Origin of the sequence: Streptomyces paradoxus (assembly GCF_014202475.1) — a bacterium.
GTDB classification, from domain to species: Bacteria; Actinomycetota; Actinomycetes; order Streptomycetales; family Streptomycetaceae; genus Streptomyces; species Streptomyces paradoxus.
In genome coordinates, this window is record NZ_JACHGV010000002.1 from 613,861 (window position 1) to 627,186 (window position 13,326).

Annotated in this window: 12 protein-coding genes; 11 read left to right on the forward strand and 1 reads right to left on the reverse strand. The window is 70.9% G+C overall.

What is annotated here, in order from left to right:
* The first annotated feature begins 43 nt into the window (after positions 1 to 43).
* Genes HNR57_RS07695 through HNR57_RS07740 form a run of 10 tightly spaced genes read left to right on the forward strand, consistent with a single transcriptional unit; the run spans position 44 to position 9,912 of the window.
* Positions 44 to 1,465 (forward strand): ABC transporter substrate-binding protein, encoded by a 1,422-nt coding sequence (locus HNR57_RS07695; RefSeq protein ID WP_184558140.1) that lies wholly within the window; start codon positions 44 to 46, stop codon positions 1,463 to 1,465.
* 3 nt (positions 1,466 to 1,468) lie between these two features.
* Positions 1,469 to 2,353 (forward strand): carbohydrate ABC transporter permease, encoded by an 885-nt coding sequence (locus HNR57_RS07700; protein ID WP_184558143.1) that lies wholly within the window; start codon positions 1,469 to 1,471, stop codon positions 2,351 to 2,353.
* Complete coding sequence (locus HNR57_RS07705) at positions 2,350 to 3,174, forward strand: carbohydrate ABC transporter permease (protein WP_184558146.1); 825 nt, start codon at positions 2,350 to 2,352, stop codon at positions 3,172 to 3,174. Before HNR57_RS07700 ends, HNR57_RS07705 begins: the two co-directional genes overlap by 4 nt.
* Entirely contained in the window at positions 3,171 to 4,262 is a 1,092-nt protein-coding gene (locus HNR57_RS07710) for an ABC transporter ATP-binding protein (RefSeq protein WP_184558149.1), read from the forward strand. Before HNR57_RS07705 ends, HNR57_RS07710 begins: the two co-directional genes overlap by 4 nt.
* Positions 4,259 to 5,092 (forward strand): DeoR/GlpR family DNA-binding transcription regulator, encoded by an 834-nt coding sequence (locus HNR57_RS07715; protein ID WP_184558151.1) that lies wholly within the window; start codon positions 4,259 to 4,261, stop codon positions 5,090 to 5,092. Before HNR57_RS07710 ends, HNR57_RS07715 begins: the two co-directional genes overlap by 4 nt.
* Entirely contained in the window at positions 5,064 to 6,149 is a 1,086-nt protein-coding gene (locus HNR57_RS07720) for an ABC transporter ATP-binding protein (RefSeq protein WP_184558156.1), read from the forward strand. Before HNR57_RS07715 ends, HNR57_RS07720 begins: the two co-directional genes overlap by 29 nt.
* Complete coding sequence (locus tag HNR57_RS07725) at positions 6,146 to 7,177, forward strand: 2-hydroxyacid dehydrogenase (RefSeq protein WP_184558159.1); 1,032 nt, start codon at positions 6,146 to 6,148, stop codon at positions 7,175 to 7,177. Before HNR57_RS07720 ends, HNR57_RS07725 begins: the two co-directional genes overlap by 4 nt.
* Positions 7,178 to 7,196: 19 nt before the next feature.
* The gene (locus HNR57_RS07730; RefSeq protein ID WP_184558162.1) at positions 7,197 to 8,621 is read left to right on the forward strand and encodes an FGGY-family carbohydrate kinase; all 1,425 of its coding nucleotides are present in this window, start codon (positions 7,197 to 7,199) and stop codon (positions 8,619 to 8,621) included.
* Positions 8,622 to 8,647: 26 nt separating this feature from the next.
* Positions 8,648 to 9,685 carry a glycerophosphodiester phosphodiesterase family protein gene (locus HNR57_RS07735; protein WP_184558166.1) on the forward strand — a complete coding sequence of 346 codons (1,038 nt, stop codon included), beginning with the start codon at positions 8,648 to 8,650 and terminating at the stop codon, positions 9,683 to 9,685.
* Positions 9,685 to 9,912 (forward strand): hypothetical protein, encoded by a 228-nt coding sequence (locus HNR57_RS07740; RefSeq protein ID WP_107454981.1) that lies wholly within the window; start codon positions 9,685 to 9,687, stop codon positions 9,910 to 9,912. The genes HNR57_RS07735 and HNR57_RS07740 overlap by 1 nt, the downstream gene beginning before the upstream one ends.
* Positions 9,913 to 9,915: 3 nt before the next feature.
* On the opposite strand, the gene HNR57_RS07745 is transcribed toward HNR57_RS07740, so the two are convergent.
* Positions 9,916 to 10,554: a mycothiol-dependent nitroreductase Rv2466c family protein gene (locus HNR57_RS07745; RefSeq protein ID WP_184558183.1), complete on the reverse strand. Its 639-nt coding sequence runs from the start codon at positions 10,552 to 10,554 to the stop codon at positions 9,916 to 9,918.
* Between the two features lie 137 nt (positions 10,555 to 10,691).
* On the opposite strand from HNR57_RS07745, the gene pepN reads away from it, so the two are divergent.
* A complete protein-coding gene (gene pepN / locus HNR57_RS07750) occupies positions 10,692 to 13,271 on the forward strand; it encodes an aminopeptidase N (protein ID WP_184558200.1) in 2,580 nt (859 codons plus the stop codon).
* Positions 13,272 to 13,326 lie beyond the last annotated feature (55 nt).

The following is a 13,326-nucleotide window of genomic DNA, read 5'->3' on the forward strand; positions in this document are numbered from 1 at the left end:
GAGTCGACTCGACGTGTTAACCAGGCTCCACGCGGAGGTACGGATGGACACGCACGTGCACGACCGCCGGCGCTTCCTCGCCCTCGCCGCCGGGGCGGCCGCCGCCCCGCTCCTCACGGCCTGCGGCGCCGGTTTCGGCGGGAACGACGACAAGAGCGACGGCTCCGCCGCGGACGACGTCACCGGTTCCTTCGACTGGAAGCGGGAGAAGGGCACCACCGTCAAGGCGCTCCTCAACAAGCACCCGTACACGGACGCCCTCATCGCCGACCTGAAGTCCTTCACCGCGAAGACCGGCATCAAGGTCGAGTACGACGTCTTCCCCGAGGACAACTACTTCGACAAGCTCACCGTGGACCTGTCCAGCGGACGGGCCTCCTACGACGTCTTCATGCTCGGCGCGTACATGGTGTGGCAGTACGGGCCGCCGGGCTGGCTGGAGGACCTCGGGCCCTGGATGCGCAACTCCTCCGCCACGGGCGCCGAATGGGACCAGGCGGACTTCTTCCCGAACCTGCTCCAGGCCGACCAGTGGTCCCTGAAGGCGGGCGCGCCGCTCGGCCAGGGCGGGCAGTACGCGCTGCCGTGGGGCTGGGAGACCAACGTCGTCGCCTACAACACCGAGGTGTTCCGCAAGCTCGGCGTGAAACCGGCGGAGACGTTCGACGAGCTGACCGAACTCGCCGCGACCATCAAGCGGAAGGCGCCGGGCGCGGGCTTCGACGGCATGTACGGGATCGCCGTACGCGGGTCGCGGAGCTGGGCCACCATCCACCCGGGCTTCATGACCATGTACGCCCGTAACGGGCTGAAGGACTTCACGGTCGACGGCGGGAAGCTCACCCCCGCCATGAACAGCCCGGAGGCCGTCGCCTTCACCGAGGACTGGGCCCGGATGGTCAAGCGGGGCGGACCGCCGTCCTGGACGTCGTACACCTGGTACCAGTGCTCCAGCGACCTGGGAGCGAAGAAAGCCGGGATGCTGTTCGACGCCGACACGGCCGCCTACTTCCAGGCGGTGAAGGGCGCCAGCCCCGCCTCCGGGAAGATCGCCTTCCACCCGGGGCCGAAGGGGCCTGGCGGGTCGCTCGCCACCAACATGTGGATCTGGTCGCTCGGGATGAACGCCAAGAGCAAGAAGAAGAGCGCCAGTTGGCTGTTCCTGCAATGGGCGACGGGCAAGGAGCACCTGCGCAAGAGCGCGATCACGCACAACCACATCGACCCGGTGCGCAAGTCCGTCGCCGACGACGCCTCGTACAAGGACAAGATGCGGCATCTGCCGGGCTTCCTGGAGACCTTCGAGACGGTCGTCGACCAGACGAAGATCCAGTTCACCCCGCAGGCGCAGTTCTTCGACGCGACGACCAGCTGGGCGGCGGCCCTCCAGGAGATCTACGGCGGCCAGGGCGCCAAGTCCGTCCTGGACGGGCTGGCGGACGACCTCGCCGGCAAGGTGGGCTAGCCGATGGGGTGGCGGCTCGCCCTGCGCCCGTACCTCCTGATCGTCCCGGCACTGCTGCTGACCTGCGGGATCCTCTACCCGTTCGGGCTCGGCCTGTACTACACGCTGTTCGACTTCTCGGCGAGCAAACCGCAGCCGGACATGGTGCGGTTCGAGAACTACACCACCGTCTTCACCCAGGAGGCGTTCTGGAACTCGGCGTGGGTGACGGTGCTGTACGCGGTCGGGGCGGCGCTCGCCGAGACCGTGCTCGGCGTGGCCGTCGCCCTGCTGCTGCACCGCTCGTCCCTGCTGGGCCGGGTGCTGGAGAAGATCCTGATCCTGCCGCTGATGATCGCCCCGGTGATCGCGGCGATCATCTGGAAGCTGATGCTCCAGCCGTCGGTCGGGGTGGTCAACCACCTGCTCAAGCCCTTCGGGCTGGGCGGGGTGCAGTGGACCGACACCCCGACGGGCGCGCTGCTGTCGTCGATCGCCGTGGACGTCTGGGTGTACACCCCGTTCGTGGCGATCCTCGCCCTCGCCGGTCTGCGGTCGCTGCCCACCTCCCCGTTCGAGGCGGCGGCCGTGGACGGCGCGGGATGGTGGTACACCTTCCGCCGGCTGACCCTGCCGATGCTGTGGCCGTACGTCCTGGTCGCGGTGATCTTCCGCTTCATGGACTCGCTGAAGGTGTTCGACATCATCTACGCCCTGACGGAAGGGGGGCCGGGCGACTCGACCGTCGTCCTGCAGATCCGGGCCTACCTGGAAGCCATCCGCTTCCAGCGGTACTCCTTCGGGATCAGCTACACGATCGTGCTGTGGGCCGTGGTGTACCTGGCCGCGATGGTGCTGGTGAAGCATCTGGGGAAGATCCAGCGGAAGGCCGCGGAGGTCACCGCATGAGGAAACGCGTCCTGGGGTGGCTGTGCGACACCGCCCTGATCCTCTACTTCGTCTTCGCGCTGTTCCCCATCGCCTGGATGGTGATCCTGTCGCTGAAACCGGCCGACCAGCTCTTCTCCACCTACTTCTCCTTCTCCCCCACGCTCGACGGCTACCGGACGGTCCTCGGCGACAGCGAGGGCATCCCGTTCGTGCGGTTCTTCGTCAACAGCCTGGTGGTGTCGGTGGGCGCGGTCGTGCTGTCGCTGGTGGTCGGACTGCCGGCCGCCTACGCCTCGGCGCGGTGGCGGTTCAAGGGCTCCGAGAACCTGATGTTCACGCTGCTGTCGTTCCGCTTCGCACCCGAACTGACCGTCATCATCCCGCTGTTCGTGCTGTACCAGAAGCTCGGATTGTTCGACACGTACGTCGGCATGGTGTGGGTGCTGCAACTGGTGACGCTGCCGCTGATCGTGTGGATCATGCGGTCCTACTTCGCCGACCTCACACCCGAGCTGGAGCAGGCCGCCCTGCTGGACGGCTACACCCGCAAGCAGGCGTTCTTCAAGGTCGCCCTGCCGCTGGTCAAGCCCGGCATCGCGGCCGTGTCGCTGCTGGCGTTCATCTTCGCCTGGAACAACTTCGTCTTCCCGCTGATCCTCACCTCCAACGAGGCCCAGACGGTGACCGTGGGCGCGTTGTCGTTCCTCGGCGGGGACCGGCCCAAGTACAACCTCACGGCCGCCGCCGCGCTGGTGTCCGTCGTACCGCCGCTGCTGCTGGCGCTGACGATCCAGCGGTACCTGGTGCGGGGCCTGTCGTTCGGGGCGGTGAAGTCATGATCCGGCTGAGCGGGATACGCAAGGCGTACGGGAAGACCCTCGCCCTCGACGAGCTCGAACTGGAGGTGCGGGAGGGCGAGTTCTTCTGTCTGCTCGGACCGTCCGGCGCGGGCAAGACCACCACCCTGAAGACCGTCGCCGGGCTCGAACAGCCCGACTCCGGCACGGTCGTACTCGACGGCGAGGACATGCGGGGGGTCGAACCGTACGACCGGGGCGTGGCGATGTGCTTCGAGAGCTACGCCCTCTATCCGCACCGCTCGGCCTACGACAACCTGGCCTCGCCGCTGCGCTCGCCCCGGCACCGGCTGCCCGCCGCCGAGGCCCGGCAGCGGATCGGCGCGATCGCCGAACTGCTGGGCATCTCGGGGCTGCTGGACCGGCCCGTCGGGCAACTGTCCAACGGGCAGCGGCAGCGCGTCGCCCTCGGCCGGGTCCTGGTCCGGCCCGCCCGGGCCTTCCTGCTCGACGAGCCGCTCTCCCACCTCGACGCCAAGCTCCGCCAGCAGATGCGGGCCGAGCTGAAGGCGATCGGGGCCGTGCAGCACACCACCACCCTCTACGTCACCCACGACTCGGTCGAGGCACTGGCGCTCGGCGACCGGATCGGGGTCATCCGGGAGGGCCGGATCGTGCAGACGGGGACGCGGGAGGAGATCTGGTACGAGCCGTACGACACGGAGGTCGCGCGGGCCTTCGGCCGGCCCCGGATCAATCTGCTGCCGGGGGTGGTGACGGAGAGCGGTGTGCGCTCGGACGGCGGTGTGGAACTGCCGGTCCGTGCCCAGGCCGCACCGGGCACGGAGGTACTGGTGGGCCTGCGCCCCCGGGACATCGCCCTGCACGGCGGCGAGGGCCACGAGCTGACCGGGACGGTGTACGTCACCGAGGTCCTCGGCCGGTCCGTCGAGGTCACCGTCCGGCTCGGGACCGGGGAGCAGCGGGTGTCGCTGGTGGCCCCCCGGGCGGACGCGGCGCGCCTGTGTCCGGACGATCCGGTACGGCTCGACGTCCGGCCTGAGAACCTGCTGCTGTTCGAGGCCGACCGGCCGGAGCGACCGGGACGACGGATAGAGACGCAGTCATGAGCAGCAACAGCAGTGGTGGACAGCAGGGGCCCGCGGCGCGGCAGGCCGCCATGGCCGAGCAGGTGCTGGCGGACGGCTCGGCGACGGCGGCGGAGCTCGCCGAGCGGTTCGGGGTGAGCCTGATGACCATCCACCGGGACCTCGACGAGCTCGAGCGGCAGGGCATCGTACGGAAGTTCCGGGGTGGGGTGACCGCACAGCCGTCGGGGGTCTTCGAGTCGAACGTGCAGTACCGGCTGAAGACCATGCGGGCCGAGAAGGCCGCCGTCGCGGAGCACGCACTGCGGTTCGTGGAACCCGGGATGGCGGTCCTGCTGGACGACTCGACGTCCACGCTGGAGATAGCCAGGCGGCTGCGCACGGCCGAGATCACACCGCTGACGGTCGTCACCAACTTCCTGGAGGCGATCAACCTCCTGTCCGGCCAGCGGGGCATCCACCTGATGGCGCTCGGCGGCGACTACGACCCGCTGCACTCCTCGTTCCTGGGCGTGTCGTGCGTGGAGGCGGTCGAACAGCTCCGGGTGGACGTGTGCTTCGCGTCGACGTCGGCCGTGCACGGGGGTTACGCCTACCACCAGGAGCAGCACATCGTGTCGGTGAAGCGGGCGATGCTCGACGCGGCGGCACGGAACGTCCTGCTGATCGACCACACCAAGCTCGGCCGGGTCGCCCTGCACCGGGTCGTCCCGCTGTCCCGCTTCGACACGCTCCTCGTGGACGACGGGGCGACGCCGGAGGCACTGCGGGATCTGGACGAGCACAAGGTCCGTTACGAGGTTTGCGCGATGAAGGGCGGCCATGACGGGAACGGGACTGGAGCTACGTGAGCTGCGCAAGACCTACCGGTCGCGCGGACGGCCGTCCGTGGACGCCGTACGCGGCATCGACCTGAGCCTCGGGTCCGGGGAACTGCTCGGGCTCCTCGGCCCCTCCGGCTGCGGCAAGTCGACCACCTTACGGATGATCGCCGGTCTGGAGTCCGTCACCGGCGGGGACATCCTGGTCGGTGGGGCGTCGGTCGTCGAACGGCCCGCTCAGCAGCGGAACATCGGGGTCGCGTTCGAGAACTACGCGCTGTATCCGCCGCTGTCGGTCGCGGAGAACCTGGCGTTCGGGCTGAAGGCCCGCAGGAGGGCCGCCCGGGGCGATGTCGAGCGCAAGGTGAAGGAGATCGCCGAGCGGGTCGGCCTGACCGGACTTCTCGACGCCCGCCCGGCCGGCCTCTCCAGCGGCCAGAAGCAGCGCGTCTCCCTGGCCCGGGCCCTGATCCGCGAACCCGACGTGCTGCTCCTCGACGAGCCGCTCTCCCACCTGGACGCGGCCCAGCGTGACTCCACCCGCCGGGAACTCAAGCGCATCCAGAAGGACCTGGGCCACACCACGATCCTGGTCACCCACGACCAGGAGGAGGCCCTCTCCCTGGCCGACCGGATCGCCGTGATGAAGGACGGCGTCATCCAGCAGCTCGGCACCCCCTACGAGATCTACGACAGCCCGGCCAACGTGTTCGTCGCGGACTTCGTCGGCGAGCCCGCGATCACCCTGCTGCCCGGCATCTCCGGCGGCGACGGCCACGCCCGCCTCTCCGACTCGGTGCGGATCGCCCTGCCCGTGCCGGTGGACCGGGGGCGGGAGGTGGTGGTCGGGATCCGCCCCGAGGACGTCCGGCTCACCGCCGAAGGCGGCCTGCCCGCCCGGGTCGTCGCCCATGAACCGCTCCTGGAGTCGGGCCTGGCGACCCTCGCCCTGGACGGGGTCGAGCGGCATCTGGTCGTCCTCACCGACCCCGAGGTGCGGCTCGCCCACGACGACCGGGTCCGGGTCGCCGCCGACCCCCGGCACACCCATGTCTTCGACGCCGAGACAGGAGAGGCCCTGCGATGAGTGACGGAAACAGCGTGCGTGTCGTGGCCGCCGGTGACCACTTCGTCCTGCCGTCGCTGATCACGCGGGCGGTGGAGCACGAGGTGGAGCGGGCCGACGTCAGGGAAGTGCGGCTCGGCTGGCCGCTGGAGCCGTTCGGGCCGGTCGCCGAGGTGCAGGAGGCCAGTGACGCCGAGGACGAGATGATCGAGGCGCTGGCCGGGGCGCAGGTGCTGGTCACGCAGATGGGCCCGGTCACCGAGAAGGTCCTCGCCGCCTGCCCGGACCTGAGGCTGGTCGTGGTCTGCCGGGGCGGGCCGGTCAACGTCAACCTGGACGCCGCGAAGAACCGTGACGTGCGGGTGTGCTTCGCGCCGGGCCGCAACGCCGCCGCCACCGCCGAGTTCACCGTCGGCATGATGCTGTCGGCCCTGCGCCGCATCCCCCAGGCCCACGCCCCGCTGGCCGGGCGGGGCAGCTGGGAGGGGGCGACGTACTACACGTACGAGCGCAGCGGACTGGAGCTGGAGGACCTGCCCGTCGGCCTGGTCGGGTACGGGGCCGTCGGCAGCCGGGTCGCCCGCGTGCTGTGCGCCTTCGGGGCACGGGTGATGGTCTACGACCCGTATGTGCACGGCGAGATCCACGGCCTGCGCGTGACCTCGCTCGACGACCTCCTGCGCCGCTCTCAGGTGATCACCCTGCACGCCCGGCTCACGCCCGAGACGCGGGGGCTGATCGGCGCCCGGGAGCTGGGGCTGCTGCCGTCCGGTGCGGTGGTGGTGAACGTGGCCCGGGGGCCGCTGCTGGACGAGGGGGCGCTGTGCGACGCGCTGGAGAGCGGCCGGGTGTCGGCGGCGGCGCTGGACACCTACGAGCGGGAGCCGCTGCCCGCGGAGTCCCGGCTGCCGGGGCTGGCCGACCGCGTGGTCCTCACCCCCCACTTGGGCGGGGCGTCGCGCGCGGTCGCGGAGAAGGCCGCCCGGATCGCCGCCGAAGAGGTGGGCCGCTGGGTGCGCGGGGAGCCGCTCGCGCACTGCCTGACCTGAGGACCGGGAGGAGAGCCGCATGTACGTGGGGATCGATGTGGGCACGTCCATGGTCAAGGCGGCGGCCTTCGACTCCGCGGGCCGCCAACTGGCCGTGGAATCCCGCCCGGTGGGGCTGACGCTGCGGGGCGGGGTCGTCGAGCAGGACATGGAGGAGGTGTACGGGGAGGTCGTCGCGGTCCTCGAAGCGCTGACCTCCGCCGTGGCGGAGCCCGTCGAGCTGGCCGGGCTCACGGGGCAGGGCGACGGGGTGTGGCTGGTCGACGGCGAGGGCCGGCCGGTGCGTCCCGCCGCCTCCTGGATGGACGGGCGGGCGCACGAACTGGTCGACCGGTGGCTGGCGGACGGCACCTTCGAGACGGTGTTCCGGCGAACGGGCGGTGCGATGTTCCCGGGCTCCCCGGGCCCGCTGCTGGCGTGGCTGGACCGTCACGAACCGAAGGCGCTGGATGCCGCGAAGGCCGCCCTGTACTGCAAGGACATGGTGTTCCAACGGCTGACGGGCGCCGGGTTGACGACGGATGTGTCGGACGCGTCGATGCCGTTCCTGGACCCGCGGACCCGGACCTACGACAACCGGGTCGTCGAACTGCTGGGACTGGCGCACCGCAGGGGCCTGCTGGCCCCGGTCAGCGACCCGGTCGCCACAGCCGGGGCGCGCGGTGAGGGCCTGCCGCCCGGGACACGGATCGCGAACGGGCCCTACGACCTGCCGGCCTGCGCGCTGGGCGCCGGGGTGACGTCGCCGGGGGACGGTCTGCTGATCGTCGGCACCTGTCTGGCCAGTCTGGTCGCCACGACGGAACTCGACCTGACCGGCGAACCGGCCGGTCTGTACATCTCCACCGACCGGCCCGGGCACTGGCTGCGCGCCATGCCCGCCATGGTCGGCACGGCCGCGCTGGACTGGGTGCTGTCGACGACGGGGGTGCGGCACGACGAGGTGGACGGTCTGCTGGCCGGGACGCCGCCGGGCGCGAACGGCGTCCGGGTGCTGCCGTACTTCGCGCCCTCCGGTGAACGCGCCCCCTTCGTCGAACCGCGCCTGCGCGCCGAACTCACGGGCGTCTCCCTGGAGTCGAGCCGGGGCGACCTGGTCCGCGCCACCTGCGAGGGCATCGGGTACGCGGCCCGGCACTGCCTGGAGGCGGCGGGCCTCACCGGGAGCCTGGCCGTCTGCGGCGGCGGCACCCGCAGTTCCGCCTGGATGCGGCTGCTGGCCGACGTGCTCGGGCGGCCGTTGCGGGTCGTCGAGGGCGAGGTGGGCGCCCGGGGCGCGGTCCTGGCGGCGGCCGGGCGGTACGGGGTGCGGCTGGACGCGGAGGCGTGGACGAAACCGACGGCGGTCGTCGAGCCGGACCCGGACCGGGCCGCCTTCTACGCGAGCGGTTACGAGGAACACCTGGACCGGCTGGCCGGGGCACGGGCCCGGGCACGGAAGTGAACCCGCCTTCGACGAAGGGGAGTCGTATGCGACTCGGACGGAGATCCCTCCTGCTCGCGGCTGCCGCGGGAACCGCGACAGCCGCCACGGCGGGCCCGGCGGCGGCCGAGCCCCGCAAGGGCGGCGGCCCGGTCGTCATCGGCCACCGCGGCGCGGCCGGCTGGCGCCCGGAACACACGGCCGCCTCGTACACGTACGCCGTGCAGACGGGCGCCGACTGGATCGAACCGGACCTGGTGCCGACGAGGGACCACGTGCTGGTGGTCCGGCACGAGAACGAGATCTCCCAGACGACCGACGTGGCCCGCCACCCGGAGTTCACCGACCGCCGTACGACGAAGACGGTCGACGGGAGGCAGGTGACCGGCTGGTTCACGGAGGACTTCACGCTGGCCGAGCTGAAGACCTTGCGGGCGGTGGAGCGGCTGCCCGCCGTCCGCAACCGCAATACCGTCTTCGACGGGCGGGCCGAGGTCATGACCTTCCAGGAGGTCGTGGACCTGGCGCGGCGGCTGTCGCGGGAGCACGGCCGGACGATCACGGTCTTCCCGGAGACCAAGCACCCCACGTACTTCCGCTCGATCGGACTGCCGCTGGAGCCGAAGCTGGCGGCCGCGGTCCGCCTGGGCCGGCTCGGTCGGCGCGAGTGCGTCGTGCAGTCCTTCGAACCGACGAGCCTGCGGCGCATGACGGATCTGAACGTGCCGTTGTGGCAGGCGCTGGGGACGACGGGCGGGCCGTACGACCTGCCCTCGACGACCTACCGGGACATGATGACGCCGGCGGGACTGGCCCGGATCGCCGAGTACGCGGACTGGATCGGGCCGGACAAGTCCTCGGTGGCGGAATCGACGCTCGTCGCGGACGCGCACGCGGCGGGGCTGCGGATCGGGCCGTACACCTTCCGCGCGGAGAACCAGTTCCTGCCGGAGCGGTTCCGGCGCGGGAGCGGAGCGAACGATTTCGGGGACGCGTTCGCGGAATACGCGCTGTACTACCGCATGGGGGTCGATGCGGTCGTAACCGACTTCCCGGACTTGGCGGTGATCGCGAGGAGGAGCTGATGACGGTGAGCCGGGCGTGCCGGACCTGCGGCACCATGCAGGAGTTCCGGATGTTCAACGCCGCCGAGCGGGCGGCGGTCCGGGCGGAGAAGGGGCACGGGCACTTCGTGGACGACTACTGGCGCTGCACCGCCGCCGGCTGCCGGTGGTACCAGCGCTACCTCAACCGCGGCGAGGACGGCCTGCTCCCCGAGGAACTCAAGATCCAGGCCGTCCCCGCGGAGTGAGCCCTACAGGTTGGAGAAGTCCGGCCCCTTGGTGCGGGAGCGCTTGATCTCGTAGAAGCCGGGGACCGAGGCCACGGCGAGGGTGCCGTCCCACAGGCGGCCGGCCTCCTCGCCCTGCGGGGCCGGGGTGACGACCGGGCCGAAGAAGGCGATCTGCTCGCCGTCGGAGCCGGGCACGGCGATGACGGGGGTGCCGACGTCCTGGCCGACCTTGTCGATGCCCTCCTTGTGGGAGGCGCGCAGCTCGGCCTCGTACGGGGTGGAGTCCCAGTGCTCCAGGAGGGACTCGGGCAGGCCGACGTCCTTCAGGGCGGCGGCGACCGTCTCCTTGCCGGGGCCCTCGGCCCGGTTGTGGATGCGGGTGCCGAGCGCGGTGTAGAGGTCGCCGAGGACCTCGGGGCCGTGCTCCTGCTGCGCCGCTATGACGACCCGGACGGGGCCCCACGCCTTGGTCTCCAGAAGCTCGCGGTACTCCTCGGGCAGCTCGTCCAGCTTGTTCTCGTTCAGGACGGCGAGGCTCATGAGGTGCCAGCGGACCTCGATGTCCCTGACCTTCTCCACCTCCAGAACCCAGCGGGAGGTCATCCAGGCCCAGGGGCACAGCGGGTCGAACCAGAAGTCGACGGGGGTCTTGTCCGACATGTCTCTCCTCAGCAGGAAACCGTTTCTCCGGCAACGCCGGTGTGAGCTCCCGTCATTCCCGGCTGCCCCGCGTCAGGGGCACGTGGCAGGATCGGTCCTGTTCAGCCGTACCCCACGACATCCGAGGAGTGCCACCCGTGCCCGGTGAGAATCTGTCCCGCGACGAGGCCCGGGAGCGGGCCGCCCTGCTGAGCGTCGACGGGTACGAGGTGTCCCTCGACCTGCGGTCCGCGGTCGGCGAGGGCCCGGGGGACGGGCCCCGCACGTTCCGCTCCGTCACGACGGTCCGCTTCCGCTGCAACGAGCCCGGGGCGAGCAGCTTCGCCGACCTGATCGCGCCGAGTGTGACGGCCGTCTCACTCAACGGCCGTGATCTGGACCCCGGGGAGGTCTTCGACGGCTCCCGGATCACGCTGGAGGACCTGGCCGCGGACAACGAGCTGGTGGTCGACGCCCAGTGCGCCTACTCGCGCACCGGCGAGGGCATGCACCGCTTCGTCGACCCCGAGGACGGCGAGGTGTACCTGTACACGCAGTACGAGCCGGCCGACTCGCGCCGGGTCTTCGCCAACTTCGAGCAGCCCGACCTGAAGGCCCCCTACCGCTTCGAGGTGCGGGCCCCCGAGGGCTGGACGGTGTGGAGCAACGGGGCCGGCGAGCAGACCGACGGGGTGTGGCGGTTCGCCGAGACCAAGCCGATCTCGACGTACATCACCTGCGTGGTGGCGGGCCCGTACCACTACGTGACCGACTCCTACACACGCACCCTCACGGACGGCACGTCGCTGGAGATCCCGCTCGGCGCCCTGTGCCGCAAGGGCCTCGCGCCCTACTTCGACGCCGACGACGTCTTCCTCGTCACCAAGCAGGGCCTGGACTTCTTCCACGACCACTTCGACTACCCGTACCCGTTCGGGAAGTACGACCAGGCCTTCGTGCCCGAGTACAACCTGGGCGCGATGGAGAACCCGGGCCTGGTGACGTTCCGGGAGGAGTTCATCTTCCGCGGGAAGGTGACGCAGGCGTCCTACGAGGGCCGGGCCAACGTCATCCTGCACGAGATGGCGCACATGTGGTTCGGCGACCTGGTCACCATGGAGTGGTGGGACGACCTGTGGCTGAAGGAGTCCTTCGCGGACTTCATGGGCGAGTTCTCACTCGTCGGCGCGACCCGCTTCGTCAACGGCTGGATCACCTTCGCCAACCGCCGCAAGGCCTGGGCCTACCGCGCCGACCAGCTGCCCTCCACCCACCCGATCACCGCGGACATCCGGGACCTCCAGGACGCCAAACTCAACTTCGACGGCATCACGTACGCCAAGGGCGCGTCGGTGCTGAAGCAGCTCGTGGCGTACGTCGGCGAGGAGGCATTCCTGGAGGGCGCCCGGCGCTACTTCAAGCGGCACGCGTACGGCAACACCCGCCTCGGTGACCTGCTGTCGGTGCTGGAGGAGACCAGCGGCCGGGACATGAGCGCCTGGTCGCGGTCCTGGCTGCAGACCGCCGGGGTGAACTCGCTGACGCCGCAGGTACTGCTGGGCGCGGACGGCCGCGTCGAAGAGCTGGCGGTGGTGCAGGAGGCGGCCGAGTCGCACCCCGAACTGCGCCCGCACCGGATCGCGGTGGGCCTGTACCGGGTGACGGACGGCGGGACGCTGGAGCGCTACACGCGCGTGGAGACCGACGTCGACGGCGCGCGGACGGTCGTGGCGGAACTGGCCGGAGCCGGGGCACCGGACCTGGTCCTGGTCAACGACGACGACCTGACCTACTGCAAGACCCGCTTCGACGAGACCTCGCTTGCGACCCTGCGCGAGCACCTGGGAGCGGTCACCGACCCGCTCGCGCGTGCCCTGTGCTGGTCGGCGCTGTGGAACATGACGCGTGACGCGCTGCTCCCGGCGCGGGACTTCGTGGACCTGGTGCTGCGGTTCGGCGGGCGCGAGTCCGAGATCGGCGTGGTGCAGATGCTGCACGCCTGGGCCGAGTCGGCGGTCACCCACTACACGGCGCCCGCCCGGCGCGAGACGGCCGCCCGGCTGCTCGCCGAGGGCGCCCGGCGCGAGTTGTACGCGGCCGGGCCGGGCAGCGAGCACCAGCTCGCCTGGGCCCGCTTCTTCGCCCGGACGGCCACCGCCGAGGCCGACTTCGAGCTGCTGCGGGACCTGCTCGCGGGCACGGCGACCGTCGAGGGCCTGGACCTCGACCAGGAGCTGCGCTGGGCGTTCCTGGAGCCGCTGGCCGCGCACGGGGCCGTGGACGAGAAGGCGCTGACCGAGGAGCTGACCCGGGACGACACGGCCTCCGGCAAGCGCCATCAGGTGCGCTGTCTGGCCGCCCGCCCGTCCGAGGCGGTGAAGGCTCAGGCGTGGGCGCAGGTCGTGGAGTCGGACGCGCTGTCCAACGCCATGGTCGAGGCGACCATCGCGGGCTTCTCCCAGGGCTCGCAGCGGGAGCTGATCGCGCCGTACGCCGAGAAGTACTTCGCGGCGATCGAGCGGGTGTGGGCCGACCGGTCGATCCAGATCGGCATGCACGTGGTGCAGGGCCTGTTCCCCTCCCTCCAGCAGTCCCGGGCGACGCTGGACGCCACGGACGCGTGGCTGGACGCCCACAAGGAGGCGGCCCCCGCGCTGCGCCGGCTGGTGCTGGAGTCCCGGGACGATCTGGCACGGGCGTTGCGTGGACAGGCGTGCGACGAGGCCTCCGACCAGTAGCTTTGGCCTGGGATTTGGGCGTTCCGCCTTCGTTACGAGACGAACGCCCCGCGAG

Coding starts and splice junctions, on each gene's coding strand:
- HNR57_RS07695 (WP_184558140.1), top strand. CDS start 44: ATGGACACGCACGTGCACGACCGCCGGCGCTTCCTCGCCCTCGCCGCC.
- HNR57_RS07735 (WP_184558166.1), top strand. CDS start 8,648: ATGCGACTCGGACGGAGATCCCTCCTGCTCGCGGCTGCCGCGGGAACC.
- HNR57_RS07705 (WP_184558146.1), top strand. CDS start 2,350: ATGAGGAAACGCGTCCTGGGGTGGCTGTGCGACACCGCCCTGATCCTC.
- HNR57_RS07730 (WP_184558162.1), top strand. CDS start 7,197: ATGTACGTGGGGATCGATGTGGGCACGTCCATGGTCAAGGCGGCGGCC.
- HNR57_RS07700 (WP_184558143.1), top strand. CDS start 1,469: ATGGGGTGGCGGCTCGCCCTGCGCCCGTACCTCCTGATCGTCCCGGCA.
- HNR57_RS07715 (WP_184558151.1), top strand. CDS start 4,259: ATGAGCAGCAACAGCAGTGGTGGACAGCAGGGGCCCGCGGCGCGGCAG.
- HNR57_RS07710 (WP_184558149.1), top strand. CDS start 3,171: ATGATCCGGCTGAGCGGGATACGCAAGGCGTACGGGAAGACCCTCGCC.
- HNR57_RS07725 (WP_184558159.1), top strand. CDS start 6,146: ATGAGTGACGGAAACAGCGTGCGTGTCGTGGCCGCCGGTGACCACTTC.
- HNR57_RS07720 (WP_184558156.1), top strand. CDS start 5,064: ATGACGGGAACGGGACTGGAGCTACGTGAGCTGCGCAAGACCTACCGG.
- HNR57_RS07740 (WP_107454981.1), top strand. CDS start 9,685: ATGACGGTGAGCCGGGCGTGCCGGACCTGCGGCACCATGCAGGAGTTC.
- HNR57_RS07745 (WP_184558183.1), bottom strand. CDS start 10,554: ATGTCGGACAAGACCCCCGTCGACTTCTGGTTCGACCCGCTGTGCCCC.